The organism is Cellulomonas pasadenensis (assembly GCF_047229365.1).
In the GTDB taxonomy this organism is placed as follows: Bacteria; Actinomycetota; Actinomycetes; order Actinomycetales; family Cellulomonadaceae; genus Cellulomonas.
In genome coordinates this window covers 15,080-41,620 of sequence record NZ_JBFTEP010000017.1, presented here as the reverse complement: position 1 = coordinate 41,620, position 26,541 = coordinate 15,080, and the positions used below count along the sequence as shown (strand labels likewise).

The following is a 26,541-nucleotide window of genomic DNA, read 5'->3' as shown; positions in this document are numbered from 1 at the left end:
CGGTGCGCTGCGCAAGCAGGTGCCCGTGGTGGCGGAGAACGTCGCGGCGCGGCGCCCGGGCGGGCCGGTGCGCCGGCCGGTGGGTGTGCGGGCGGACGTGCGGGCGGGACGGGTCGACGGTCGGTGCACCGGTCACTCCTTCGTGACGGCCGGGGACGACCGGGCTGCCCGCCCGGCCGCGCTGCACGGCGACGTCCGGGCCGCGCCACGATGCGCGGTCACGTCGCCCTGCGACCCCAGCAGTGCACCACATTCACTTACCGAGCTGTCAGTGACCGATCGTCACGATTCCGTCACGAACGACGAACCGGACAGCCGTCCGGGCCCGCGGCCCGCCCGCCGGTCAGCGGACGCGCACGACGCACGCCGGCGACGGGATCCCGGCGCGGCCCACCTCCGTGCCGTCGTGGTCGAGGACGACGACCGCGTGCGACTCCTGCAGCGCGACGACGGTCCAGTCGGCGACGACGTCGAGGTGCCGCGGCGTGCGGCCGCCGAGCGGCGCGGACACCGGGGCGCCGAGGCTGCCGTCGGCGGCCACCGGGTAGGTCGTCACGACGTCGACGCCGCGCACGCCGAGCACGAGGCGGTCGCCCTCGAGCACGACGTGCGAGGGCGACGGGGTGGCGTCCCCTGCGCGCGCGGCGTCGACGGCGGGGACCGACGCGACGGGGGTGCCGGACGCCGACGCGGCGTCCCAGGCGAGCACGTGCACGGCCGCGTCGAGCTCGCCGACGACGTACAGGTGCCGGGCGTCGGGCGCGAACGCCACGTGCCGGGGCCCCGTGCCGGCCGGGAGGGTCGCGGCGACCCCGTCGGCGGTGAGCGTGCCGTCGGCCGCGCGCGCGTACCGGCGCAGCTCGTCCGTGCCCAGGTCGGACACGAGGACGTGGCGCCCGTCGGGCGTCAGCGCGACGAAGTGCGCGTGCGAGCCCTCCTGCCGGTCGGTCACGGGGCCGGAGCCCGTGTGGCCGAACGTCTGCGCGGGCGCGCCGGCGGCGAGCACCTCGGGGGCGAACGTGCCGTCCGGCGCGAGCGGCAGCACCGCGAGGACGCCGTCGGAGTAGCAGGCCGCGTACAGGGCGTCGTCGGCGACGAGCAGGTGGCACGGGTGCGCGCCGCCCACCGCCACGGTGGCCGCCGCGGTCAGCCCGCCGTCGTCCCCGACCGCGAACGCCGTCACCGTGCCGGGGTCGTCCTCCGCGACCGCGTACACGACCCGGCCCGACGGGTGGGCGGCGACGAACGACGGCGCGGGCGCCTCGACGACGAGCCGCGGCCGGTCGAGCAGGCCCGTGGCCGGGTCGAGGTCGACGCACCAGACGCCCTCGCCGAGCCCCGACGGCGTGCCGATGCCCGCGTGCGGGTACGTGCCGACCCACAGGGGGACGGTGCCGTGCGCGAGGGTCTCGGCGTCGGTCGCGGGCTCGGGCAGCGTCGTCAGGTCGTCCACGGGGCAGACCCTACGGACGCGCGCCCACCCCCGCCCCCGCACGTCCACCCCCGCCCGCAGCCCCCCCCGACCGCGCCTCCGCCGCGCGGTCGCCTGCTCGGCGGCGAGATCGGCGGTGCGGGCAGGCGACCTCGCCACCGGACCGGCGACCTCGGCGGGCGGGGCGGGCGGGTGGGGTCAGGACGGGGTCAGCCAGAGGGACGGCTCCGCCACGACCTGGCGGAGGACCGCGAGGGCGCCGCCCGTCATCGCCGGGTAGTCGCCGGCGCGGGCCCGGGAGACCTCGAGCGAGGACCACGGCGCGAAGATGACGTGCGCGTCGAGGGCGTCGCGCACGGCCGCCTCGACGTGCGGGTACAGCTGCCCGAACGTGCCGCCCAGCACGACGGCGCCGACGTCGACGACGTTCGCGACCGTGGCCAGCGCCAGGCCGAGCCACCGGGCGGCCTCGTGCACGGCCGCGACCGCCGCCGGGTCGTCGGCGCCCACTGCGGCGAGCAGGTCTGCGAACCGGCTGCCCGCGGGCAGCCCCGCGGCCGCGGCGATGGCGTCCTGCCCGGCGAGCCGCTCGAGCGTCGCCGGCCCGCCGGGCGCGCACCCGTCGACGACGACGTGGCCGATCTCGCCGCTCCAGCCGTGCCGGCCGAGGAAGATCTCGCCGTCGAGCACGAGCGCGCCACCGACGCCGACCTCGCCGGACACGTACAGGAACGACGGCGCGCCGGCGCCGCGGCGGGCGTGCGCCTCGGCCCGGGCGGCCAGGTTGGCCTCGTTCGCGAGGCGCGGCGGGAAGGACGCCAGCACGGGGTCGGCGGCGAGGCGCGCGACGACGTCGACGTCCCGCCAGCCGAGGTTCGGCGCGACGCGCAGCGGGCCGGTGACGCGGTCGACGAGGCCCGGCAGGGCGAGCGCGGTGCCGGCGACGCGGACGCCGTCGGCCTGCAGCCCCGCGAGCACCGGCCCCGCGAGGGCCGACAGCCGGTCGAGCACCTCGCCCGCGTCGGCGCCGCGCAGGTCGTCCTGCTCGACGCGCTCGACGACGACGCCGCCCGCGAGGTCGACGGCGCGCACGCCCAGGTAGTCGACGTTGACCTCCATGCCGACGCCGGCGATGCGGCCCGGCACGGGGACGAGCGGCACGGCGGGACGACCGGCGCGCGGCGCCGCCACCGGGTCGAGCTCGCGCACGAGCCCCGCCTCGATGAGGACGTCCACGAGGCCCGTGACCGTGCCGCGCGCGAGCCCGGTCGCGGCGGCGATCTGCGCGCGGGACGGGGGCGCGGTGGCGTCGACGACGCACCCGAGCGCGACCGAGAGGTTGTGCTCGCGCAGGTGCTCCTGCCGGCGCGCGCGGACGGGGTCCGGCACGCGCTCGGCGGCGCGGCCGTTGCGCGTGCGGGGTCCGGCGTCGGCGTCGTCGGGTGCCGCGGCCATGGGTTGACCCTAGCCGAGTTCCGTGGATAAATTCATGCCGAGAACAAATCCGCCGGGCGGTCCTGCCCGGTGCCCCCGCCCGCTCGACGTGGAGATGTGCCATGGTTCGCAAGCCCACCCCGGAAGACAAGTTCTCCTTCGGTCTCTGGACCGTCGGATGGAACGCCCAGGACCAGTTCGGCTCGAACACGCGGCCGTGGCTCGACCCGGTCGAGTCGGTCCACAAGCTCGCCGAGCTCGGCGCCGCGCACGTGACCTTCCACGACGACGACGTCGTGCCGTTCGGCTCCTCGGACGCCGAGCGCGATAAGATCCTCGAGCGCTTCAAGGGCGCCCTGGCCGAGACCGGCATCACGGTCGAGATGGTCACCACCAACACGTTCAGCCACCCGGTCTTCAAGGACGGCGGCTTCACGTCGAACGACCGCCGGGTGCGCCGCTTCGGCCTGCGCAAGATCCTGCGCAACGTCGACCTGGCCGCCGACCTCGGCGCCGACACGTTCGTCATGTGGGGCGGCCGCGAGGGCGCCGAGTACGACTCGGCCAAGGACCTCAAGGCCGCGCACGACCGCTACGCCGAGGGCATCGACACCGTCGCCGCGTACATCAAGGAGAAGGGCTACGGCCTGCGCATCGCGCTCGAGCCCAAGCCGAACGAGCCCCGCGGCGACATCCTCCTGCCGACGATCGGGCACGCGCTCGGCCTCATCTCCACGCTGGAGAACGGCGACATCGTCGGCCTCAACCCCGAGGTCGGGCACGAGCAGATGGCCGGCCTGAACTTCACCACCGGCATCGCGCAGGCGCTGTGGCAGGGCAAGCTCTTCCACATCGACCTCAACGGCCAGCGGTCCATCAAGTACGACCAGGACCTCGTGTTCGGCCACGGCGACCTGTTCTCGGCGTTCGCCACGGTCGACCTGCTCGAGAACGGCTTCCCGAGCGGCGGCCCGCGGTACGAGGGCCCGATCCACTTCGACTACAAGCCCTCGCGCACCGAGGACTTCCAGGGCGTGTGGGACTCGGCCGCGGCGAACATGTCGACGTACATCCTCCTGAAGGAGCGGGCGCAGGCGTTCCGCGCCGACCCGGAGGTCCAGGAGGCCCTCGAGGCCGCCGGCGTCTTCTCCCTCGCCGAGCCGACGCTCGCCGAGGGCGAGACGGTCGCGGACCTGCTCGCCGACCGCTCCGCGTTCGAGGACTTCGACGCCGACGAGGTGGGCGCCCACGGCTTCGGCTTCGTGCGCCTCAACCAGCTCGCGCTCGAGCACGCGCTCGGCGCGCGCGGCTGACCGACCGCACGTCCGGCGCGCCCGCCGGGACGCCCTGGTGAGAACCGGGGCGCCCGGCGGGCGTCCGCCGTCCCGGCCCCTGCGTCCCGTCCGGGCGACGCGGCACGGCCCCTCCCCCGCCCGGACACCCCACCCGCGGCCGACGCCCGCGGACCCGCTCGCTGAAGGAGCACAGGCGATGACGCTCGTGGCAGGTGTGGACTCGTCCACGCAGTCGTGCAAGGTGGTGGTGCGCGACGCGGAGACCGGCGCGCTCGTGCGGCAGGGCCGCGCGTCGCACCCGGACGGCACCGAGGTCGCGCCCGCGGCCTGGTGGGACGCGCTGCAGGAGGCCGTGGCCCAGGCCGGCGGCCTCGACGACGTCGCCGCGGTGGCCGTCGGCGGGCAGCAGCACGGCATGGTCGCGCTCGACGCGGACGGCGAGGTCGTCCGCGACGCGCTGCTGTGGAACGACACGCGCTCGGCCGGTGCCGCGCGCGACCTCGTCACCGAGCTCGGCGACGGGGACGTCGCCGCGGGTGCGCAGGCGTGGGCGTCGGCGATCGGCTCCGTGCCCGTCGCGTCCCTCACCGTCACGAAGCTGCGCTGGCTGCGCGACGCGGAGCCGGAGAACGCCGCGCGCGTCGCCGCCGTCGCGCTCCCCCACGACTGGCTGACCTGGAAGCTCGCGGGCGGCCTCGCCGCCGTCGGCTGGGACGGCCTCGTCACCGACCGGTCCGACGCGTCGGGCACCGGCTACTGGTCCCCGTTCACGGAGGACTACCGCCTCGACCTGCTCGAGCGCGCGCTCGGCGCGACGCCCCGCCTCCCGCGCGTGCTCGGCCCGCGCCAGACCGGTCCCACGCTCGCCGGCGGGGCGCTGCTCGGCCCCGGCGCGGGCGACAACGCGGGCGCCGCCCTCGCGCTCGGGCTCCAGCCCGGCGACGTGGCGGTGTCCATCGGGACGTCCGGCGTCGTGTCGGCCGTCGCGACGGCGCCGACGGCCGACGGCTCCGGCCTCGTCACCGGCTTCGCCGACGCGACCGGCGCCTACCTGCCGCTCGCGTGCACCCTGAACGCCTCGCGCGTGCTCGACGCCGCCCGGCGCATCCTCGGCGTCGACCACGCCGGGCTCTCCGAGCTCGCGCTGTCCGCCCCGGCCGGCGCGGACGGCCTCGTGCACGTCCCCTACCTGGAGGGCGAGCGCACGCCGAACAAGCCCGACGCCACCGGCGCGCTGCACGGCATGCGCCTGGGCAACACGACGCCCGCCCACCTCGCCCGCGCGGCCGTCGAGGGCATGCTCTGCTCCCTCGCGGACGGCATCGACGCGCTGCGCGAGGTCGGCGTGCCCGTCGAGCGCCTGTTCCTCATCGGCGGCGGCGCGCAGTCCGAGGCGGTCCGCCGCCTCGCGCCCACCGTCTTCGGCCTCGACGTGCACGTGCCGACGCCCGGCGAGTACGTCGCCGACGGCGCCGCCCGGCAGGCGGCCTGGGTCCTGTCCGGCGCGCCGGCCGCGCCGTCGTGGTCCGCCGCGTCCGACGCCGAGGTCGTCAGCGCCCCGGCCGAGCCGCAGGTGCGGGCGCAGTACGCCGCCGCGCGCGACCTCACGGTCGACCGCGCGTCCTGACCCGTCCCGGTGGGCCGTCCGCCGCGGCGCACCGGGACGGCCGAGGGCCCGGCACCTCCACGGTGCCGGGCCCTCGTCGCGTCGTGCGGCGCTCAGTGCGCGTCGTCGTACGCCTGCTTGACCTCCGCCGAGATGCGACCGCGCTCGGAGACCTGGTAGCCGTTCTCCTTGGCCCACTCGCGGATCTCCTGCGCCTCGTTGGCGCGCGCCGAGCGCGACGACGAGGAGCCCGACGAGGACCGGCCCGACGAGCGGCCGGAGGAGGAGCGCCCGCCGACGCGGCGCGCGTGGCCGACCCACGTGCCCAGGGCGTCACGGAGCTTGGCGGCGTTCTCGGTCGTCAGGTCGATCTCGTAGGTCACGCCGTCGAGACCGAACGTGACGGTCTCGTCGGCCGTGCCGCCGTCGACGTCGTCGACCAGCAGGACCTGAACCTTCTGCGCCATTGAGTTCTCCCAGGCAATGAACGGACGTGCTGACGCGCTCAGCGTGTCACCGACTATTCCGGCGCGTCAAACGCTCACCCGACCATTCTCAGGATTCCTCGGCCGCACCCGACCCGGTCGCCGCCTCGTTCTCCATGCGCGCGAGCGCCTGCCGTTCCGAACGGTCGGCGTTGACGATGGCGCGCATCGCGAACCAGAAGATCAGACCGACGCCGATCGACGGCAGCAATGCGGCGAGAACGCCACCCCAGTCGTCCATGGTCACCTTCCTCGCAATGACAGCGTCATACCTGCGGCTTCACGAGCGGGAAAAGGATGGTGTCACGGATGCCGTGACCGGTCATCGCGATGAGCAGCCGGTCGATACCCATGCCCATGCCGCCCGACGGGGGCATCGCGTGCTCCATCGCGGCGAGGAAGTCCTCGTCGATCCGCATGGCCTCGTCGTCGCCCTTCGCGGCCAGCAGCGCCTGCGCCTCGAACCGCCGGCGCTGCACCACCGGGTCCACGAGCTCGGAGTACGCCGTGGCCAGCTCCATGCCGCGCACGTACAGGTCCCACTTCTCGACCAGGCCGCGCTCCGTGCGGTGGTCACGCGTGAGCGGCGACGTCTCGACCGGGAAGTCGCGCACGAACGTCGGCGCCCACAGCGTCGAGCCGACGTGGTGCTCCCACAGCTCCTCGACCATCTTGCCGTGGTTGCGCCGGGCGGGGGCCAGCTCGATCTCCGCCTTCTCGAGCAGCGCGAGCAGGTGCTCGTCGGCGGTGTCGTGCGTGATCTCCTCGCCGAGCGCCTCGGACAGCGAGCCGTACATCGTCAGCGCCGTCCACTCGCCGCCGAGGTCGTACTCGGAACCGTCCGCGAGCGTGACGACGGTCGTCCCGAGGGCGTCCCGCGCCGCCGTCTGCACGAGGTCCTGCGTGAGCGCCGCCATGGTGTCGTAGTCGCCGTACGACTCGTACGCCTCGAGCATCGCGAACTCCGGGGAATGCGTCGCGTCGACGCCCTCGTTGCGGAAGTTGCGGTTGATCTCGAAGACCTTCTCGACGCCGCCGACGGCCGCCCGCTTGAGGAACAGCTCCGGCGCGATGCGCAGGTACAGGTCGATGTCGAACGCGTTCATGTGCGTCTCGAACTGGCGCGCCGCGGCCCCCTCGGGGCGCACCTGCAGCATCGGGGTCTCCACCTCGAGATATCCCCGCCGCCAGAAGTTCTCGCGCACGGAACGCACGACGGCCGCGCGCAGGCGCACCATGTCCCGCGCGCCCGGCCGCACGATCAGGTCGACGTAGCGCTGGCGGACGCGCGCCTCCTCCGACAGCTCCGCACCCTCGTACAGGTTCGGCAGCGGCCGGATCGCCTTCGCGGCCATGCGCCACTCGTCCGCCATGACGCTCAGCTCGCCGCGGCGCGACGCGATCACGCGGCCGTGCACGTACACGTGGTCGCCCAGGTCGACGTCGGTCTTGAAGGCGGCGAGCGCCTCGGCACCGACCTCCTTCTCGCTGAGCATCGCCTGCAGGCGGTGGCCGGCGCCGTCCTGCAGCGTCGCGAACGCCAGGCGGCCCGTCACGCGCAGGAACACGACGCGCCCCGCGAGGCCGACGACGTCGTCGGTCTCGGTGCCCGGCTCGAGGTCCGGGTACGCCGCGCGGACGTCCGCGATCGTGTGCGTGCGGGGCACGCCGACCGGGTACGGCTCGACGCCGGCGGCCAGGAGGCGCTCGCGCTTGGCGCGGCGCACCTGGATCTGCTCGGGGACGTCGTCGGCGGGCGCCGTGGGGTCGGCGGGCGTGGCGGTCACCGGCCAATCGTACGGGCGCGGGGGCCGCCGCCCGGGCGCCGGGCGGTGCACGTGCGGGACGTCACGGCGCCGCGCGGCGGCGAACCGGCCCGTCTCCGGCCGGTGCCGGCCGGCTCACGGCTCCGCGCGCAGGTCCAGTGCCACGTCGAGGATCGGCGACGAGTGCGTCAGCGCGCCGACGGAGAGGTAGTCGACGCCCGTCGCCGCGACGGCGGCGGCGCGGTCGAGCGTCAGGTTGCCCGTCGCCTCGAGGTCGACGTGCCCGGTGGCCCCCGCGCGGTCGCGGACCCGGGCGACGGTGTCGCGCAGCGTGGCGTCGTCCATGTTGTCGAGCAGGAGGAAGTCGGCGCCCGCGTCGAGCGCCTCGTCGGCCTGCTCGGGGCGGTCGACCTCGACCTGCACGGCGACGTCGGGGAACGCAGCGCGGACGGCCGCGACCGCGCCCGCCACCGAGCCGGCGGCGACCACGTGGTTGTCCTTGACCATCGCGACGTCGTGCAGGCCCATGCGCTTGTTCGTGCCGCCGCCGCAGCGCACCGCGTACTTCTCGAGCGCGCGCAGGCCCGGCGTGGTCTTGCGGGTGTCGAGGACCCGCGCGCCGGTGCCCGCGAGCGCGTCGGCCCAGCGGCGCGTGTGCGTCGCGACGCCGGACGCGCGGCTGACGAGGTTGAGCAGGGTGCGCTCCGCGACGAGCAGCACCTGCACCGGCCCGGTGAGGCGCCCGACGACGTCGCCGGCGCGCACGCGCGTGCCGTCGGGGACGTGCCACGTCGCCTCCGGCACCGGCAGGCCGAGACGGTCGGCGACCTGGGCGAGCACCTCCGCCACGACGACCAGCCCGGCGACGACGCCGTCGGCGCGGGCCGCGACGTCGGCGGTGCCGCGCGCGGCCGCGTCGACCGTCGCCTGCGTCGTGACGTCCCGCCCGGGCGCTGTGCCGAGGTCCTCGTCGAGGGCGGAGGCGACCAGGCGGGCGACCGCGGCGGCGTCGGGTCCGGGGTCACCGGGCAGGCGGGGGTCCGTCGACGTCGTCACGGGCGGCACGCTAGCGCGCCGCCCGGTCACCCGGCCGCGGCGTCCGTCCGCGTCCGACCGGCCGCCTCCCCTGCCCCGCGCGAGCCGCCGGACCGGCCGTCGTGCAGCATCCCGGTCGCGGAGCGCTGCGCAAGGGCCGGTTCGTCGCCCGGCGCGGGTGAGGGCGGGGCGGGCACGACGGAGCCCCACGGGCCGCCGGGGGGGACCGGCCCGTGGGGCTCGTCGTGGTGGGGCCGCCGTGCGCAGGCGACCCGCACCGTGACCCGGCCGGGGTCAGCATCCCGGCCGGGTCACGTCTGCGTCAGGACCGCGTGAGCAGCCCCCGCCGACGGGCGGCGACGAGCGCGACGCCCGCCGCCAGGACCAGCAGGGCGACCACGCCGATGCCGATCCCCGTACCGGTGACCGCGAGGCCCCCGGTCGCCGCCTGCGCGGCCAGCACCGTCAGCGTGGTGCTCGCGAGCACCGTGCCGTCGCTGGAGGCCTGCAGGACGTACACGCCCGCCGTCGTGCGTGCCGGCACCGTCACCCGCAGGGTGGCCGTGCCGTCCGCCGCGACGGTCACCGTGCCGAGCAGCGTGCTGCCCGCCGGCGCCGTGGCGGCAGCCGCCGCACCGACGCCCGCACCGCCGCGGGCCGTGGCCCCGGCACCGAGGGAGACGGCGACCCGCTGCCCGGCGTCGAAGCCGGCCAGGCGGACCTGGACCTGCCCGCCGGCGCGGATCTGCGCCGAGTCGAGCGTGATCGACGGCTTGCCGTCGGCCGGGGCCGTCGGCGACGTCGTCGGGGCCGTCGTCGGACCGGCCGTCGGCTCACCCGTCGGGGTCGGCGTCGGCTCGTCCGTCGGGTCGACGGTCGGGGTCGGCGTCGGCTCGTCCGTCGGGTCGACGGTCGGGGTCGGCGTCGGCTCCTCGGTGGGCTCCTCCGTCGGCTCCGGCGTCGGCGTCACCGTCGGGGTCGGCGTCGGCTCCGGCTCCTCCTCGGCCGCCACCAGCTGGCCCACGCCCCAGCGGGCGGGGGTCTGGTAGCCGGCGCCCGTCGGGTCCGCCCAGTTGCGGATCGACGTGCGCGCACCGGCGGTCGCGTCGTTGACCTGGAAGTCCAGGCCGTGGAACGTGCCGAGCCCGGCCTCGTCGAGGAGGCTGATGGCCGCCTCGACCCGGTAGCCGCCGTCCGTGCGGACCACGGCCGACACGAGGCGCGCCTGCTGGAACGCGGTGTCACCCGTGCCGAACGACACCACGTTGTCCGCGCTGATGCGGATCTGCGTGTCGTCGTACCGGTAGGCGTTGCTCTTGAAGTTCCCCGCGTCGACGTACAGCTCGACCGAGTCCTGGATCCACGGGTCGGAGCCCGTGACGTCGACGACCGGGTCCGCCACGTCCGCGAGGACGTAGAGGAGGTTGCCGCGCCACAGGGTGCGCACCTCGGCGGTCGCGCCGGTGGTGCCCTCGACCTGCTTGTCCGTGGTGACCACGTCCGCCGCGGACCACGCCTCGTCCACCTCGCCGTCGACGGCCGGCGCGGTGCCGGTCTCGACGACCTCGAGGAAGGACAGGGCCTCGACGAGCGAGAGGGTGCCGAGCACGCCCGGCGTGTTCCAGCCCGTCGTCGTGGAGCCGTCGGTGACGCGCACGTCGAAGTCGAGCGTGTCGCCCTCGGCGGCACCCGCCAGCGGCAGGTGGACGACGGCCGACCAGCCGTCCTCGGACTCGGTGACGACGCCGTCGACGTCGCCCTCGCCGTCCCGCCCGAACGTGTACGTCCGGTCACCCGCGACGAACGTCACCGCGTCGGCGTCCTGCTCGGTGGCGTCGGCCACCGTGACGTAGGCGGTGAGGTGGTCGGGCGCCCAGCGGAGCTGGAAGCCGGCCACGTCGTCGATCGCGTGCAGCCGCAGGCGGTCCCAGTCGGCGGCCGACGTGGCGTCGTCGTCGAGCGGGACGTCACCGGCGAAGACGTCCGCCGTGCGCAGGCGCGCCGGCAGCTCGCCGTCGGCCGCGCCGTAGTAGGCGGGCTTGGCCGACAGGTCGTCGTCGAACAGCAGCGGACCGCCGGACGAGTCGCGCCAGCTGCGCCCGTCCGTCAGGCCCCACACCGTCACCGAGTACAGCTCGTCGGCGTGCTCGCGGAAGACCCGGAACGCGTCGCGGTAGTAGTAGCCCTGCTCGATGAACTTGGCCTGGCTCTCCGGCGTGCCGGTGGTGACGTCGAGCTCCGTGACGGCCTGCGTGAGGCGGAGCCCGGAGAACCTCTCGAGGGCACCCTCGAGCGCGGAGACCGGCATCGCGAGGCTGACGTGGAACTGGTGGCCCACGCCGTCGATCGGCACGCCCCGGGCCAGCAGGCGCTGGACCAGGTCGAAGTACCGCTGCTGCTTGCCGGCCTGCTCGGTGTTGTAGTCGTTGATGAACAGCGTCACCGGGCGGTCGGTGCCGGGCGCCGCGTACTCGTCGTTGAACGCCTCCTCGGCGTACGCGAACGTGAGGTCGACGAACTCCTCGCCGAGGATCCGGTACCACTCGCTGCGGCGCATGCCGTCCGCGAACTCGGAGCCGTCGGAGATGACCTCGTTGACGACGTCCCAGGCGACCAGCGGGTTGGTGTCCGACCCGAACAGGCCGTACTCCGACGCCAGGTACTCGGCGATGTCGAACACGTGCGTGCGGAGCCGGTCGCGCAGGACCTGCTTGCCGGCCTCGTCGGCGGGCAGCGGGTTGCCGGCGTCGTCCTGGAAGAACCAGGCCGGCGTCTGGCTGTGCCACGCGAGCACGTGCCCGTACACGCGCAGGTCGTTCTCCTGCGCGTACCGCATGATGGCGTCCGCCTCGGGGTGCGGCGTGAACGTCCGCCCCGTGTACCAGGCCTCGGGCTTCATGTGGTTCTCGGGCGTGAGCTGGCCGAAGTGCAGCTCGGTGAGCTGCGCGGCCGAGCCGGTCGTCTCGCGGCTGTCGATCGCCACGCCGAGCGGGAAGTCGACCGTGCCCTGGAGCGGCGGCAGGTCCTGCACCGTGCCCGGGGGCGTCGGCGTGATCGCGACGTCGTCGACGAGGAACGTCGAGGTGTTGCCCGCCTCGCCGCTCGCCCACTCCGTCTCGAAGTAGATCTCCTGGACGCCCGCCGGCACGGCGAACCGGCCGGTGACGTGCGTCCACTCGCCGGTGACGCCGGTGATCTGGACGAGGTTGCTGTAGCCGTCCGTCTCGCCGGTGCGGGTGTGCGCGCTGAGCGTCATGTCGCCCGGCGTGCCGTCGAAGCGGATCCACGCGTCGAGGTCGTACGTCGTGCCGGGCACGAGGACGCCCGCGACGGGGTACTGCATGCCCTGGCCCTGCGACACGCGGCCGCTGACGCGGGCGGCGTGGTCGCTGTCGTGGCCCGGCTCGACGACCTCGACGGTCGGTGCGCCGTTGCCGTCGTCCCGCGGCGACCAGCCCTGCAGGGTGCCGTCCTCGAAGTCGCTGACGACGGTGCCGCCGGCGGGGTTCTCGGGGGCGCCGCCCGCGGGCAGCGTGAACGTCCAGCCCTCGGCCAGACGCTCGGTGACGACCGTGCGCGTCGCCGCGACGGAGCCGGCACGGGCGCCGCCGCCGTCGTGCACGAGCACGACCTCGCCCGGCTTCATGCTGCGCCGGAGGTTGGCCGTGAGCGTGGCCTCGTCCTGCGTCTCCCAGTCGGCGATGGTGTTGACGACGCCGAGCGGCTGCATGCCGAGCTCGACGGCGACCGGCCGGGTGCTCCCCCACGAGCCGTTGGGCGCGCGGAAGTAGGGCACCTGCGCCTGCGGGTCACCGAGGGCCGTGCGGATGATGTCGAGGTTCTCGACGAGGTCCGCGCGGACGCGGTCGGCCGACCAGCTGCCCATGTCGGCGTAGCCGGTGGAGTGGTTGCAGAGGGTGTGGCCCTCGCGGACGATCCGCTTGAGCAGGTCCGCGCCGCCCGGCGCCTGGATGTTCTGGCCGATGACGCAGAACGTCGCCGGCAGGTCGTTCTCCGCGAGGAAGTCGAGGAGACGGGTGGTGTCGGCGCCGTTGGGGCCGTCGTCGAACGTGAGCGCCGCGACGTCGCCCGTGCCGCGCGCGGCGGTGACCGGGGTGGTCGTCGGGTTCAGCGCGCCGCCGGGGACGACGGGCTCGGGCTGCTCGCCGCCGCCCGCGCCGGGACGCGTGACGAGGACGTCGTCGAGCAGGACGGACACGTGGGTGCTGCCCGCGCCGGCCTCGAACGTGAACTTCGCGGCGGCCGGGTCGGCCGTGGCCGGCAGCGTCCACGTGCCCTCGATCGTCGTCCAGCCGGACGCCGTCACGGGCGTGTTGGACAGCCAGTCGTAGGCTTCCTTGCCGTCGAACATCGTGAAGCGCGCCGTGGCGCCCGCGACGTCGTCGACCAGGCGCACCCGGGCGGACAGCGTGTACTCGACGCCCGCCTCCATGACGCCGGCCGCGGAGGCGACCGAGTCCCACGAGTTGGCGCGGCCGGTGATGCTCAGCGCCTTGCCCGTGCCCTCGTCGACGTAGCCGAACGTCGGGCTGCCGCTCTGCTGCAGCGGGCCGAGCGTGCCGTCGTCGAAGGTCGCCGAGAGGACCTCGGTGACCGTCGGCTCGGCGGCGGGGCGCGTGACGAGCACGTCGTCGAGCAGGACGGACACGTGGGTGCTGCCCGCGCCGGCCTCGAACGTGAACTTCGCGGCGGCCGGGTCGGCCGTGGCCGGCAGCGTCCACGTGCCCTCGATCGTCGTCCAGCCGGACGCCGTCACGGGCGTGTTGGACAGCCAGTCGTAGGCTTCCTTGCCGTCGAACATCGTGAAGCGCGCCGTGGCGCCCGCGACGTCGTCGACCAGGCGCACCCGGGCGGACAGCGTGTACTCGACGCCCGCCTCCATGACGCCGGCCGCGGAGGCGACCGAGTCCCACGAGTTGGCGCGGTTCGTGATGCTGAGGGCCTTGCCCGTGCCCTCGTCGACGTAGCCGAAGGTCGGGCTCCCGCTCTGCTGGAGGTCGCCCAGGGTGCCGTCGTCGAAGTCCGCCTCCAGGACGACGACGGGCTCGGTGCCGGCGGCGAGCGCCTGCGTCCCGATGAGAGGAGCGGCGACCAGGCCGAGGACGACCGCTCCGATTCCGATACTTTCGAGGCCCTTTCTGGGCCTCCGGGTCCGACGCATCGACGCTCCCTTGCGCAACGACGGCAATGTGGCTGCAAACTACGCGAGCATCATCAACCTGAACCAGCGTCCGACGGAAGGTTCGCCCGGACGGCGTTGCGTGATCGTGATCGAAAATATCGGTGGTTCAGACTCCCGGGTGACGGCCCGCGGGACTTCGCGACCTCAGGCCTCGCCGGCGTCGTGCACCACGCGGGCGACCTGCACCCGGTTCGCCGCGCCGAGCTTCGCGTACAGGTGCCCCACGTGCGTCTTCACGGTCGCCAGGCCCAGGTGCAGCCGCGCCGCCACCTCGGTGTTCGACAGGCCTTGCGCGACGGCCACCGCGACGTCCCGCTCGCGCGGCGTCAGACCCGCGAGCAGCCGACGCGCGGCCGCCCGGCGCGCCGCGTCCTGCGGCTGCGCCACCGTCGCGATGAGCTGCGCCGTCACCGTCGGCGACAGCGCCGGCTCCCCCGCCGCCACGCGGTGCACCGCGTCGACCAGCTGCGCCGGCGGCGTGTCCTTGAGCAGGAACCCCGCGGCGCCCTCGCGCAGCGCGCGGAGCACGAGCTCGTCCGCGTCGAACGTCGTCAGCACGACGACGCGCGCGGCCGAGCCGCGTGACCGCAGCGTGCGCAGCGCCGTGACGCCGTCCACGCGCGGCATCCGCACGTCCATCAGCACCACGTCCGGGCGCAGCCGCAGCACCTCGGCGACGGCCTCCTGCCCGTCCCCGCACTCGCCGACGACCTCGATGCGCCGGTCGCCGCCGAGGATCAGGCGCAGGCCCGAGCGGACCATCGCGTCGTCGTCGACGACCACCACGCGCACGGTCGCCCCGCCCACCGTGCCGTCCGTCCCCGGCACGTCCCCACCCGTCCCCGTCACGCCGACCACGGCAGCCACGCTCTCACGACGAACCGGCCCGTCCCGTCGGGCCCCTGCTCGCGCCCGTGCGCCAGCCCGCCCCCGGCGAGGGCGGCGCGCTCGTGCGCGCCCACCAGGCCCAGGCCGGCACCCGGCACGCGCGGGCCGTCGTCGGCTCCCACGGGGACGGCCACCGGCAGCGGGTTCGTCACCGTCACCTCGAGCCGCTCGCCGGGCGCCCCGGCGAGCCGCACGTCCACCGGTGCACCGGGCGCGTGCTTCTGCGCGTTCGTCAGGGCCTCCTGCAGCAGCCGGAACGCGGTGCGCGACACGGACGTCGGCACGTCGGCGAGGGACGCGCGCGCGGCCCCCGGCAGCGCCGACACGTCGAGCGCCACCGTGGCGCCCGCCTCGTCGAGGTCGGCCAGCAGCGCGGGCAGCTCGTCGAGGGTCGGCTGCGGCGGCTCGTGCTCCGCGGGCCCCGGGTCGTCGGCACGCAGGACGCCGAGCACCTCGCGGAGCTCCTCGAGCGCCCGGTGGGCGCTGTCGCGGATCGTCTCCGCCGCCGCGCGCGCCTGCTCCTGCGTCAGGTCGTCGCGGTACGCGAGCCCGCCCGCCTGCAGCGCCACGAGCGAGATGCGGTGCGCGAGCACGTCGTGCATCTCGCGGGCGATGCGGGTGCGCTCGGCGGCGCGGGCCTGCTCCGCGCGCGACTCCTGTGCCGCCTCCGCGGCCTCGGCACGCTCGCGGAGGGACCGCACGAGGTCGCGGCGCGCACCGACGTAGAAGCCGACGGCGACGAAGAGGCCGACGAGGAGGACGGTCAGCGCCAGCGCGGGCAGGAGGTCGGTGCGCTCGCCGCCGTACAGCGTCGCGAAGACCAGCTCGCTGCCGGCCATCGCGACGAGCCACACCGCCCCGACGGTCAGCACCTCGCGCCACCTGCGCCGCGTCGACACCGACACGAGCGCCAGCACCGCCGCGCCGACCGCGGCGGACGAGACGGTCGTGAGCGCCGCGGTGACCAGGGCGGTCGCGAGCGGGGTCCGCCGGCGCAGCGCGAGCAGGCCGGTCGCGACGGCGCCGAGCACGAGGTCGAGGAGGAGCGCGAGGACCGCGACGGGCGACCACGCCTCCGCCGACGACGACACGTCCTCGAGGACCAGGGCCCAGGTGACCAGGCCCACGGCCGCCGCCACCAGGTAGCGCCACGTGCGCGACCACGGGCCGAGGGGCGGGGGCGCGGGCGGCGCGGGCGCGGGGACGGGAGCGGGCATGCCCGGCAGCCTAGGTTCGCCGCCGCGCGGGCGGATCAGCCCCGCGGCACCGCCGCCTCCCCCGCGGGGAGGAGACCGTCGGCCGCACGGACGGGGGCGCGGGTGACGCCCACGCGCCCGTCGGCGTCGAGCGCCACCTCCACGCGCACCCGCCACGCGTCCGACGTCACGGGGAAGTCCGTCCGGGCGTGCCCGCCGCGCGACTCCTCGCGCGTCAGCGCGGCCTGCGTGAGCACGGTCGCGACCTGGTGGACGTTCGTGGTCTCCCACTCGGCGGTCTGCGGCGCCGCGAGCGCGCGGCCGTCGTCGTGCCGGCGGTGCGCGTCCGTCGGGACGGCCGCGAGCACGTCTGCCGCCCGGCGCAGACCGTCGCCGGACCGGAGCACGCCCGGCCCGTCGGTGGCGGCGCGCTGCACGCGCGAGCGCGCCGCGGCCGCCACGAGGGCCGCGTCCCCGGGCCGCTCGACCGGGTCACCGGCGGTGAGGAAGCCGCCCTCGAGGCGGGCGACGACGTCCCGCGCGGCACGGTGCGCGAACACCAGGCCCTCGAGCAGCGAGTTCGACGCCAGCCGGTTCGCACCGTGCACACCGGTGCACGCGACCTCCCCCACCGCGTACAGGCCGGGCACGGACGCCCGTCCGTCGAGGTCCGTGACGACGCCGCCCGAGTGGTAGTGCTGCGCCGGCGCGACCGGCACCAGGTCGGTCGTCAGGTCGATGCCGTGCTCGAGCAGCCGCGCGTGGATCGTCGGGAAGCGGCGGCGCAGGAAGTCGGCGCCGAGGTGACGCGCGTCGAGCCAGACGTGGTCCGCGCCGGTGGCGGCGGTCCGCCGGACGATGGCGTGCGCGACGACGTCGCGCGGCGCGAGCTCGGCCAGCGGGTGCTCGTCCGGCATGAACCGGACGCCGTCGGTGTCGAGCAGGTAGGCGCCCTCGCCGCGCACGGCCTCCGAGACGAGCGTCAGCTGCCCCCGCACCCCGGAGCCGAGCCACAGCACCGTCGGGTGGAACTGCACGAACTCCAGGTCGCCGAGCCGCGCGCCCGCGCGCAGGGCGGCGGCGATGCCGTCGCCCGTCGCGAGCGCCGGGTTCGTCGAGGACCGGTACACCTGCCCGATGCCCCCCGTGGCCAGCACCACCGCCGGCGCCAGCGCCGCGCCCACGCCGTCGCGGGACCCCTCGCCGATGACGTGCAGCGTGACGCCGCGCACCGGCCCCGGGGAGCCGTCGGGGCCCGGCGCGCCCGTCAGCACGTCCAGCACGAGCGCGTGCTCGACGACCTCGATGCCCGGGTCGTCGCGGACCGCCTCGATCTGCGCGACGAGCGCGCGGGAGATCTCCGCCCCCGTCGCGTCGCCGCCGGCGTGCGCGATGCGGTCGGCGAGGTGGCCGCCCTCCCGGGTCAGGCTGATCGCGCCGTCGGGGCCCGTGTCGAACACCGCGCCGCGCGTGACGAGCTCGTGCACCCGCGCCGGGCCCTCGGTCACCAGCATCTCGACCGCGCGCGGGTCGCACAGGCCGGCGCCCGCGACGAGCGTGTCGCGCAGGTGCGCGGCCGGCGAGTCGCCCGGGTCGAGCGCCGCCGCGATGCCGCCCTGCGCCCACACCGTCGACCCGGACGACAGCACGTCCTTCGTCACGAGCAGCACGCGGCGCACGCGCGTGCGCAGCTCCAGCGCGGCCGTGAGCCCGGCGATCCCCGAGCCGACGACGACCGCGTCGGCGCGGACGGTCCAGCCCGGGGCGGGTGCCGCCAGGCGGGTCGCGAGGTGCGTCACCGGGGGTCGGCGGCGGGCGGGTCGGTGTGCGTGCCGTGCTGCGTGCCGTGCGGCGCCGACGCGACGGCCGCGCGCCCCTCGCCGAACGGCAGGCCGCTCGGCACGAGCCCGGCCTCGGCCGTCCACGCGGGCGGCACCTGGCCCGGGTCCTCGTTCGTGTCGACGACCCGGTTGTCCGCGTCGACCAGCACGACGTGCGGCGTGTACGTGCGGGCCTCCGCGTCGGACATCGTGCCGTAGGCGATGACGATGACGACGTCGCCCGGGTGCACGAGGTGCGCGGCGGCGCCGTTGACGCACACCTGCCCCGACCCGGCCTCGCCGGCGATCGCGTAGGTGGTGAGGCGCGACCCGTTGGTCACGTCGACGACGTCGACCTGCTGCCCGGGCAGCACGTCCGCCGCCGCGAGCAGGTCCGCGTCGACCGTGATGGAGCCGACGTAGTGCAGGTCGGCCGCCGTCACCGTGGCGCGGTGGATCTTGCCGGTCATCATCGTGCGCCGGAGCGTCGTCATGCGGCACCCCCGGCCGTGGCGGCGGCCCGCAGGGCGACGGGCACGTTGTCGATGAGGCGCGTGGCACCGACGCGGGCGGCAACGAGCAGCAGCGCGTCGGACGTCGCGTCGTCGGCGTCGGCGAACGTCGCCGGGTCGACGAGGGCGACGTAGTCGACCGCGTCGTCGGCGGTCAGGGCCGCGTCGAGTGCCGCGCGGGCGGCGGTGCGGACCGCGTCGGCCCCGCCGTCGGCCGCGGCCGCACCTGCGCGCAGCGCCGCGGACAGCCCGAGCGCGCGGGCGCGCTCCGCGGCGGACAGGTACGCGTTGCGGCTCGAGAGGGCCAGGCCGTCGGCCTCGCGGACGGTCGGCTCCGCGACGACCTCGACCGGGACGTCGAGGTCGCGCACCATGCGCCGCACGGCGGCGAGCTGCTGCGCGTCCTTGGCGCCGAACACCGCGACGTCGGGGCGCGTCAGGTGCAGCAGCTTGAGCACCACCGTGAGGACGCCGTCGAGGTGCCCCGGGCGCGCCGCGCCCTCGAGCACGTCGCCGAGGCTCCCGGCCCCGACGCGCACCACCGGGTCGCCGTCGGGATACACGACGTCGACGGTCGGCGCGAGCACGACGTCGCCCGCGCCGAGCAGGCCCTCGCCGGTCAGCAGCGCGAGGTCGCCGTCGAGGTCGCGCGGGTAGCGCGCGAGGTCCTCGGACGGGCCGAACTGCAGCGGGTTGACGAAGATCGTCACCACGACCGAGTCCGCGAGCTCGCGCGCGCGGCGCACCAGCGCGAGGTGGCCGTCGTGCAGCGCGCCCATCGTCATCACCACGGCACGCAGGTACGGGCGCCCGCCCGCCGGGTCGTCGGCGGCGAGCGCCGCCTCGTCCTGCGCGTCGAGCGCGTCCTCGAGGGCCTCGCGGTCCTGCACCAGCACGGGACTGGTCGTCATGCGTCCTCCTGCGGCGACGTGCCGCCGTCGTCCTGCCGGTCGTCCCGGCCCGGGGTCGCCCCGGGCCCGTCCTGACGGTCCAACGCCCCGGGCGCCGCGATGATGCCCGCGAGCGCGTCGAGCACCCGCTGGGCGTCCGCGGGCCCGAGCAGGCCGGCCGCGAGCGCGCGCGACGTGGCCGCGCGAGCCAGGGCACCGTACCCGCTCGGCACGTCGACCGCGCCGGTCGCGGCCCCCAGTGCGGCGAGCGTCACAGCGTGCTCCTGCACGGTGCCGGCGTCGCCGCGGCGGACCGGCCCCGTCAGCGCGGTGATCGCGCCCGGGCCGTCGCCGCCGCCGGCGTCCTCGGCGCGCAGGGCGCCGTCGAGCGCGGCGTCCAGCAGGGGCCGCAGCACGCGCCCGGGCTCGCCGACCCCGGCCGCGCGCAGCGCCTGCGCGGCCTGCGCGACCAGCACGACGAGGTGGTTCGCCGCGTGCGCGAGCCCCGCGTGGTACAGCCCGCGCGCCTCCTCCGCGACGACGACCGGCTCGCCGCCGACCTCGACGACGAGCGCCTGGCCGATCGGCAGCACCGGGGCCGGCGCGGTCACCGCGAACGCGCAGCCGACGAGCCGGGCGAGGTCGAGCGACGTCCCGGTGAACGTCATGGCCGGGTGCAGCGCGAGCGGGATGACGCCCGCGGCGCGCGCCGGCGCGAGCACGTCCACGCCGAAGCGCCCGGACGTGTGCACGACGATCTGCCCGGGCTGCCAGCCGCCCGTCCCCGCGAGGCCGCGCACGAGCCCCGGCAGGGCGTCGTCGGGCACGGCCAGCAGGACGAGCTCGGCGCGGCGCACCACCTCCGGCACGTCGACGACCGGCACGCCCGGCAGGAGCGTCGACGCACGCTCGCGCGACGCCTGCGACACCGCGCTCACGGCCACGACGGGGTGCCCGGCGCCGCGCAGCGCGCTGCCCAGCACGGCGCCCACGCGGCCCGCCCCGACGACGCCGACCCCGAGGCGCCCCGGGCGGGCGGCGGGGTCGGCGCTCACCGCACGTCCCCGGGTGCGTCCGGTGCGTCGGGCGGCGGCACCCGGCCGGCGGCGGGATCGCCCACGCCGAGGGACGCGGGCGCGTGGGGCGCCTCCGCCGCACGCATCCACAGCTCGGGTCCGGCGACCGCCCGCGCCTGCCGCGCGCGCTCGGCCTGCTCGCCGAGCAGCGCGCCCGCGACGGCGCCGTCGAGATGGGCCACCTGCGGGGTGACCGGCCCGGGCGTCGAGTGCGCGACGAACGTCGCCACCCCCAGCCGCCGCTGCACCGGGCCCTGCGTCACCGCGAGGCTCTGCGTGCGCTCGTGCGGGACGACGACGACGGTCCGCCACCAGCGCCCCGACCGCATGACCAGCGCGGTGCGGGTGACGAGCACGCCGTGCCGGCGCCAGCCCAGCGGGTCCAGCCAGCGCGCACGCTCCGGCGCGGGCGTGAAGCCGCCCGCGTCGCCCTGGCCGTCGAACGCCGCGTCGAGGGCGCCGAGCGGGTCGTCCGTGCCGAGGTCCGGCAGCACCAGCCACAGCGCGACGGCCGCCTCCTGGCGCGTCGCGACCGGGTGCAGCACCGACTCGTTGGCCGCCTCCGCGCCGTAGCCGGCGACGTTCATCTCGACGCGCCACCAGTCGGGACGCCGCCACAGCGGGCCCTGCGTCAGGCGCACCGCCTGCACGCGCCCCGGGGGCACGGTCTGCGTGCGCGTCTCCGTCAGGCCGTGCCGCAGCCGGATGCCGTCCGGCGACGTGGCCGCGCGGAACGTCGCCGCGACGTTGAGCCGCCCCCACACGTACCCGCCGACGCCGAGCGCGCCGGGCACCACGACGAACAGCGGCCCGACGTCGCCCGTGACGACGACGGCGACGACCGCCGCGACGACCACGACGACGAACACCCACGGCGAGGTCGAGCGCAGGATGGAGCGGACGAGGCGCGGCATCGGCACGTCGTACACCTGCTGCTCGGGTGCGGCGGCGAACGGCTGCGACGCCGGGGCGCCGGTCCCGTCGGTCGCGGGCACCGACGTCGCCCCGGCCGCCGTGCCGTCCGCGTCCACGTCCACCTGCGTCACCGCGTCCCCCACCGTCGTCCCGTGCGGCACCGCCGCGTCCACCACCTGCGCACCCGGCGCGCTCGCACTCACGCCTCGACCGCCAGCACCGCCAGCGGCGCGCCGGGGCCGACGTGCTGCCCGGGCTCGACGAGCACCCGCACGACCCGCCCGTCGGACGGCGAGGCCACGGCGAGCTCGAGCTTCATGGCCTCGAGCGCGACGAGCAGGTCGCCGGCGCGCACGTCGGTGCCCGCGGCGGCCTCGACGCGCCACACGGACCCCACCATCGGCGCCTCGACTAGCACGTGCCCGTCGAGCAGCTCGATCTCGGCCGCCACCGACCCGTGCGCGAGCGCCGGCGCGTCCTCCTCCGGCGCCGCGTCGAGCTCGCCGGCGGCCGCCCACGCGGCCCGCTCCACCGCGAACGCGGCGGCCTGGTGCGTGCGGAACGCCGCGATGTCGTCGGCGTGCTCGGTCAGCAGCCCCAGGTGCTCGCGGTAGGAGAACGTGCCGTGCTCGACCTCCACGTCGAGCCGCCCGGCGGCGAAGGCGACGCGCTGCTCGGCGAGGTCGTCGGCGCTCACCGGGTGCCACACGATCCGGTCGAAGAACCGCAGCAGCCACGGCGTGCCCGGCTCGAAGACGCCGTGCTGGCGGTGCCCGGACCAGATCGGCACGGTCCGCCCGACCAGCTGGTACCCGCCCGGCGAGTCCATGCCGTACACGCACAGGTACTGCCCGCCGAGGCCCACGGTGTCGGCGGCCGTCCACGTGCGCGCGGGGTTGTACTTGGTCGTCATGAGCCGGTGCCGCGGGTCGAGCGGCACCGCGAGCGGCGCGCCCAGGTAGACGTCGCCGAGCCCGAGGACGAGGTACTCCGCCTCCGTCATCGTCCGCAGCACGTCCTCGCCCGACGGCAGCCCGTTGACCCGCCGCACGAACTCGACGTTCGACGGCAGCCACGGCGCCTCGGGGCGCACCCCGACCGTGTACCGGGCGACCGCGTCGGCGACGACGGGGTCGTCGAACGAGAACGGCAGGTGGATGCGGCGCGACGGCACCTCGAGGTCGGCGGTCGCGGGCAGGTCGGCCTCGAGCGCGACGAGCACGTCGACGAGCGCCCGGACGCCGAGCAGCGCGGGGTCGACGTGCACGTGCAGGCTCCGCACACCGGGCGTGATGTCGACGACGCCCGGCAGCCCGCGCGCCCGCAGCGCCTCGCCGAGCGCGTGCACGCGCATGCGCAGGCCCAGGTCGAGCACCATCGGGCCGTACTCGACGAGCACGTTGTCGTCGGCGCCGCGCAGGTAGACGACGTCCGGGCGGCCGAGCGGGTCGGCGGGGTCGCCGGCGACGCGTGCGAGCACCCCGTCGTCGCCGTCGGGTCCGGTGGCGAGGTCCGCGGGCACGGACGCCGCGGCGCGCCGGACGGTCGACGTGCGCAGCGCGTCGGCCGTCGCCTCCGGCACCGGGACGAGCCGCACGGTGTCGCCCGGGCGGATCTGGCCCATCTTCCAGCGGTGCCCCGCGACCACGGTCACCGGGCACGCGAACCCGCCGAGCGACGGCCCGTCCGGGCCGAGCAGGATCGGGGTGTCCCCCGAGACGTTGAGCGCGCCGACCGAGTACGGGTTGTCGTGCAGGTTGGACGGGTGCAGGCCGGCCTCGCCGCCGTCGGGGCGTGCCCACCGCGGCTTCGGGCCGGACAGGCGGATGCCCGTGCGGTTGGCGTGCGTCTGCACCTGCCACGTGGCGGCGTAGAGCATGGCCATGTCGTCGCGCGTGAAGTACGTCGGCGCGGGCTGCGGCCCCTCCTGCACCGCGAGCTCCCACGCGTGCACGAGCTGCGGGCGGGCCTCCTCCGGCACGGTGACGGGTGCGGGCGCGTCGGCGGCCGACGCGGCGGGGACCAGCACGTCCCCGGTGACCAGCGCGCGCCCGGTGTACCCGCCGAAGCCGCCCAGCGAGAACGTCGACGCCGACCCGAGGTACGTCGGCACGTCGAGACCCCCGCGGACCAGCACGTACGTCCGCAGGCCGGTGCCCGCGGGCGCGCCGACGTCGAGGACCGCGCCGGCCGGCACGTCGACGGGCTCCCACTGCGGCACGGGCACGCCGTCGACCGTGACGGGCGCCTCGGCCCCCGTCACGCACACGACCGCCGCGTGGCTGAACCGCAGCCGCGGGCCCTGCAGCGTGCACTCGAGGCCGGGCGCGCCCTCGGGGTTGCCGAGGGCGACGTTGCCGAGCCGGAACGACAGGTCGTCCATGGGGCCGGACGGGCTGATGCCGACGTCCCAGTGGCCGAGCCGGCCGGGCCAGTCCTGCACGGTCGTCATGACGCCGGGCCGCAGCACCTCGACCCACGGCTCGTCGTCGGTGACGTGCGCGAGCGTGCCGGTCGTGTGCGTAGCGGCGGCGAACGCGGCGTCCGCGACGGCGGCGCGCAGCAGCGGCAGGTTGGTGACGACGCCGGCGACCGCGGTGCCCGCGAGCGCGTCGGCGGCGGCGGCGAGGGCGGCGTCGCGGTCGGCCCCGTGCACGACGACCTTGGCGAGCATCGGGTCGTAGTGGCTCGTGACCTCCTGGCCGGTCTCGGCCCAGGCGTCGACGCGGACGCTGGCCGGGTAGACGACCTCGGTGAGCAGGCCGGCGCTCGGCCGGTAGCCGCGGCGCGGGTCCTCGGCGTAGACGCGGGCCTCGACCGCGTGGCCCCGCCGGGCGGGTCCGTCGTCGGGGAGGGCGGCGAGCTCGGTGCGCAGGTCGGCGTCGCCGCGTGCGAGACGCAGCATCCAGCCGACGAGGTCGACGCCCGTGATCGCCTCCGTGACGGGGTGCTCGACCTGCAGGCGCGTGTTCACCTCGAGGAACGACACCTCCTCGCGGTCGACGTCGTAGACGTACTCCACGGTGCCGGCGGAGCGGTACGCGACCGAGGCAGTGAGGGCGCGGGCCGACGCGGCGAGCTCGGCCCGGACCGCGTCCGGAAGGCCCGGCGCCGGCGCCTCCTCGACGACCTTCTGGTTGCGCCGCTGCAGCGAGCAGTCCCGGTCGCCGAGGCTGACGACCCGCCCGTCGCCGTCGCCGAACACCTGCACCTCCAGGTGCCGGGCGCGCCGCACGAACCGCTCGAGGAACACGCCGCCGGACCCGAAGCTCGCCGCCGCCAGCCGCTGCACGCGCGCGTACGCCTCGCGCAGCTCGTCCGGACCGTCGCACGCCTGCATGCCGATGCCGCCACCGCCGCCGACGGCCTTGAGCATGACCGGGTAGCCGACCGCCTCGGCCGCCGCGAGGGCCGCGTCGACGTCGTCGAGCAGGCCGCTGCCCGCGATGAGCGGGACGCCCGCCGCCCGGGCCGCCTCGCGGGCACGGTGCTTGTCGCCGAAGACCTCCAGGTGGGCGGGCGTCGGGCCGACGAACGCGAGCCCGGCCTCCTCGACGGCCGTCGCGAACGCCGCGTTCTCCGACAGGAACCCGTAGCCCGGGTGGATCGCGCCGGCGCCCGTGGCGAGCGCCGCCTCCAACACGGCGTCGGCCCGCAGGTACGACTCCGCGGCCGGCGCGGGGCCCAGGCGGACGGCGGTGTCGGCGAGCCGGACGTGCGGGGCGGCGGCGTCCGCGTCGGAGTACACCGCCACGGTCCGCAGCCCCAGCGCGGACGCGGTGCGCAGGATCCGGACGGCGATCTCGCCGCGGTTGGCCACGAGCAGGGTGTCGAACACGGCGGCCCCTCGGGTCGGTCCGGCACGGGGCCGGAGGACGACCGGGGCTGTATACACCCCGGTATCCGGGACCGTAGGAGCGCCCTGTTTCCCCTTTCGCGCGCCGCCGTAAACGTCGCGTTACGCCGCACCTCCTCCTGCCGCCCCCACCCGCCGACCGGCATACCGGTGCCGCTCCCAGCGCCGAGAACCGCACCGGTATGCCGTTCGGCGACAGCGAGCGGCGGCCGGCGGGCGGCGACCGCGAGCCGGCGCCAGCGCACACTCCAGGCGCCGAACGGAGTACCAGTGGCGCTCTCGGTGCCGAGAACGCCACTGGTATGCCGTTCGGCGACCAGGTGGTGGGTGGTGGGTGGGCGGGCGGGGCGGGGTGAAGGGGTGGCCGGCCCGAGGAGGCGGGTCCGGTCAGCCCGCGAGCGCCATCCGCGCCATCGCCGCCGACGCCCGGTCCATGACGACCTCGAGCGACTCGCCCACGTGCTTGTGCAGCGCCGTGAGGGCCTCGGGCAGCCGGTCGGCCAGCACGAGCCGCAGGATCTCCGTGTGCTCGTCGATCGTGGCCGTGATGCGGTCCTCCTCGACGAAGTCGTGCATGCGCACGGCGCGGATCTTCTGGTTGACGGTGACGAGGGCGTCGGTGAGCTGCGCATTGCCGGACGCGCGCGAGAGCACCTGGTGGAACCCCTCGTCGACGACGACGAAGCTCGGGTCGGGGTCCGGGACGACGTCCCGCATCTCCTCCCACCGGGCCAGCTCGGCGCGGAGCATCTCCGCGTCGTGGGTGACCTGCCGGTTCTCGATGGCGCGGGCGATGCCGCGCAGCTCGAGCGTGATGCGCAGCTCGTAGAGGTTGCGCAGCGTCTCGAGCGACGGCACGACGACGGCGTACCCGAAGTCGGTGCGCTCGACGAGCCCGTCGGACAGCAGCCGCGACAGCGCCTCGCGCACCGGGGTACGGGACACCTCGAACGCCTTGGACAGCTTCGGCTCGGTCAGCCGCTCGCGCGGCGACACCCGCCCGTTGAGGATCTCGTCCCGCAGCCGGTGGTACACGGCCTCCCGCAACGACCCGCCCGTGCCCATACCCACGGAGCGTAGACCTGCGCCGACATCCCCCGCGGCGGGCAGCACCGCACCGCTCACGCGTCCC

Annotated in this window: 18 protein-coding genes; 2 read left to right on the top strand and 16 right to left on the bottom strand. The window is 76.1% G+C overall.

Features of this window, described 5'->3' with window-relative positions; genetic code table 11:
* Positions 1 to 343: 343 nt before the first annotated feature.
* Positions 344 to 1,453 carry a lactonase family protein gene (locus AB6N23_RS04350; protein WP_412864870.1) on the bottom strand — a complete coding sequence of 370 codons (1,110 nt, stop codon included), beginning with the start codon at positions 1,451 to 1,453 and terminating at the stop codon, positions 344 to 346.
* A 177-nt stretch (positions 1,454 to 1,630) separates the two neighbouring features.
* Positions 1,631 to 2,887 carry an ROK family protein gene (locus AB6N23_RS04345; protein WP_412864869.1) on the bottom strand — a complete coding sequence of 419 codons (1,257 nt, stop codon included), beginning with the start codon at positions 2,885 to 2,887 and terminating at the stop codon, positions 1,631 to 1,633.
* 101 nt (positions 2,888 to 2,988) lie between these two features.
* On the opposite strand from AB6N23_RS04345, the gene xylA reads away from it, so the two are divergent.
* Together xylA and AB6N23_RS04335 are read left to right on the top strand one after the other, a co-directional pair.
* Positions 2,989 to 4,179 carry a xylose isomerase gene (gene xylA / locus AB6N23_RS04340; protein WP_412864868.1) on the top strand — a complete coding sequence of 397 codons (1,191 nt, stop codon included), beginning with the start codon at positions 2,989 to 2,991 and terminating at the stop codon, positions 4,177 to 4,179.
* 178 nt (positions 4,180 to 4,357) lie between these two features.
* Positions 4,358 to 5,788 carry a xylulokinase gene (locus AB6N23_RS04335; RefSeq protein WP_412864867.1) on the top strand — a complete coding sequence of 477 codons (1,431 nt, stop codon included), beginning with the start codon at positions 4,358 to 4,360 and terminating at the stop codon, positions 5,786 to 5,788.
* Between the two features lie 92 nt (positions 5,789 to 5,880).
* On the opposite strand, the gene AB6N23_RS04330 is transcribed toward AB6N23_RS04335, so the two are convergent.
* The 14 genes from AB6N23_RS04330 to AB6N23_RS04265 all read right to left on the bottom strand — a co-directional run bounded on the left by AB6N23_RS04330 (position 5,881) and on the right by AB6N23_RS04265 (position 26,474).
* Positions 5,881 to 6,234 (bottom strand): histone-like nucleoid-structuring protein Lsr2, encoded by a 354-nt coding sequence (locus AB6N23_RS04330; protein ID WP_378209093.1) that lies wholly within the window; start codon positions 6,232 to 6,234, stop codon positions 5,881 to 5,883.
* Positions 6,235 to 6,322: 88 nt separating this feature from the next.
* Positions 6,323 to 6,493, bottom strand: coding sequence for a hypothetical protein (locus AB6N23_RS04325; RefSeq protein ID WP_412864866.1), 171 nt, complete (start codon positions 6,491 to 6,493; stop codon positions 6,323 to 6,325).
* Positions 6,494 to 6,518: 25 nt separating this feature from the next.
* Positions 6,519 to 8,039, bottom strand: a complete 1,521-nt coding sequence (gene lysS / locus AB6N23_RS04320; protein ID WP_412864865.1) for a lysine--tRNA ligase — start codon at positions 8,037 to 8,039, stop codon at positions 6,519 to 6,521.
* 114 nt (positions 8,040 to 8,153) lie between these two features.
* On the bottom strand, positions 8,154 to 9,074 hold the full coding sequence (nadC, locus tag AB6N23_RS04315; protein ID WP_412864864.1) for a carboxylating nicotinate-nucleotide diphosphorylase: 921 nt from the start codon (positions 9,072 to 9,074) through the stop codon (positions 8,154 to 8,156).
* A 301-nt stretch (positions 9,075 to 9,375) separates the two neighbouring features.
* Positions 9,376 to 14,235, bottom strand: a complete 4,860-nt coding sequence (locus AB6N23_RS04310; RefSeq protein ID WP_412864863.1) for an endo-1,4-beta-xylanase — start codon at positions 14,233 to 14,235, stop codon at positions 9,376 to 9,378.
* A gap of 165 nt (positions 14,236 to 14,400) precedes the next feature.
* Complete coding sequence (locus AB6N23_RS04305) at positions 14,401 to 15,105, bottom strand: response regulator (RefSeq protein WP_412864862.1); 705 nt, start codon at positions 15,103 to 15,105, stop codon at positions 14,401 to 14,403.
* Entirely contained in the window at positions 15,102 to 16,361 is a 1,260-nt protein-coding gene (locus AB6N23_RS04300; protein WP_412864861.1) for a sensor histidine kinase, read from the bottom strand. The genes AB6N23_RS04305 and AB6N23_RS04300 overlap by 4 nt, the downstream gene beginning before the upstream one ends.
* Before the next feature lie 35 nt (positions 16,362 to 16,396).
* Positions 16,397 to 18,139, bottom strand: coding sequence for an L-aspartate oxidase (locus AB6N23_RS04295; RefSeq protein WP_412864860.1), 1,743 nt, complete (start codon positions 18,137 to 18,139; stop codon positions 16,397 to 16,399).
* On the bottom strand, positions 18,136 to 18,654 hold the full coding sequence (panD, locus tag AB6N23_RS04290) for an aspartate 1-decarboxylase (protein ID WP_412864859.1): 519 nt from the start codon (positions 18,652 to 18,654) through the stop codon (positions 18,136 to 18,138). Before panD ends, AB6N23_RS04295 begins: the two co-directional genes overlap by 4 nt.
* Entirely contained in the window at positions 18,651 to 19,583 is a 933-nt protein-coding gene (panC, locus tag AB6N23_RS04285) for a pantoate--beta-alanine ligase (protein WP_412864858.1), read from the bottom strand. The genes panD and panC overlap by 4 nt, the downstream gene beginning before the upstream one ends.
* Positions 19,580 to 20,617, bottom strand: coding sequence for a Rossmann-like and DUF2520 domain-containing protein (locus AB6N23_RS04280; RefSeq protein ID WP_412864857.1), 1,038 nt, complete (start codon positions 20,615 to 20,617; stop codon positions 19,580 to 19,582). The genes panC and AB6N23_RS04280 overlap by 4 nt, the downstream gene beginning before the upstream one ends.
* Positions 20,614 to 21,756: a PH domain-containing protein gene (locus AB6N23_RS04275; protein ID WP_412864856.1), complete on the bottom strand. Its 1,143-nt coding sequence runs from the start codon at positions 21,754 to 21,756 to the stop codon at positions 20,614 to 20,616. Before AB6N23_RS04275 ends, AB6N23_RS04280 begins: the two co-directional genes overlap by 4 nt.
* Entirely contained in the window at positions 21,753 to 25,391 is a 3,639-nt protein-coding gene (uca, locus tag AB6N23_RS04270; protein ID WP_412864855.1) for an urea carboxylase, read from the bottom strand. The genes AB6N23_RS04275 and uca overlap by 4 nt, the downstream gene beginning before the upstream one ends.
* A gap of 405 nt (positions 25,392 to 25,796) precedes the next feature.
* The gene (locus AB6N23_RS04265; protein ID WP_412864854.1) at positions 25,797 to 26,474 is read right to left on the bottom strand and encodes a GntR family transcriptional regulator; all 678 of its coding nucleotides are present in this window, start codon (positions 26,472 to 26,474) and stop codon (positions 25,797 to 25,799) included.
* Positions 26,475 to 26,541 lie beyond the last annotated feature (67 nt).

Coding starts and splice junctions, on each gene's coding strand:
- AB6N23_RS04345 (WP_412864869.1), bottom strand. CDS start 2,887: ATGGCCGCGGCACCCGACGACGCCGACGCCGGACCCCGCACGCGCAAC.
- xylA (WP_412864868.1), top strand. CDS start 2,989: ATGGTTCGCAAGCCCACCCCGGAAGACAAGTTCTCCTTCGGTCTCTGG.
- AB6N23_RS04335 (WP_412864867.1), top strand. CDS start 4,358: ATGACGCTCGTGGCAGGTGTGGACTCGTCCACGCAGTCGTGCAAGGTG.
- AB6N23_RS04330 (WP_378209093.1), bottom strand. CDS start 6,234: ATGGCGCAGAAGGTTCAGGTCCTGCTGGTCGACGACGTCGACGGCGGC.
- AB6N23_RS04325 (WP_412864866.1), bottom strand. CDS start 6,493: ATGGACGACTGGGGTGGCGTTCTCGCCGCATTGCTGCCGTCGATCGGC.
- AB6N23_RS04310 (WP_412864863.1), bottom strand. CDS start 14,235: ATGCGTCGGACCCGGAGGCCCAGAAAGGGCCTCGAAAGTATCGGAATC.
- AB6N23_RS04300 (WP_412864861.1), bottom strand. CDS start 16,361: ATGCCCGCTCCCGTCCCCGCGCCCGCGCCGCCCGCGCCCCCGCCCCTC.
- panD (WP_412864859.1), bottom strand. CDS start 18,654: ATGACGACGCTCCGGCGCACGATGATGACCGGCAAGATCCACCGCGCC.
- panC (WP_412864858.1), bottom strand. CDS start 19,583: ATGACGACCAGTCCCGTGCTGGTGCAGGACCGCGAGGCCCTCGAGGAC.
- AB6N23_RS04265 (WP_412864854.1), bottom strand. CDS start 26,474: ATGGGCACGGGCGGGTCGTTGCGGGAGGCCGTGTACCACCGGCTGCGG.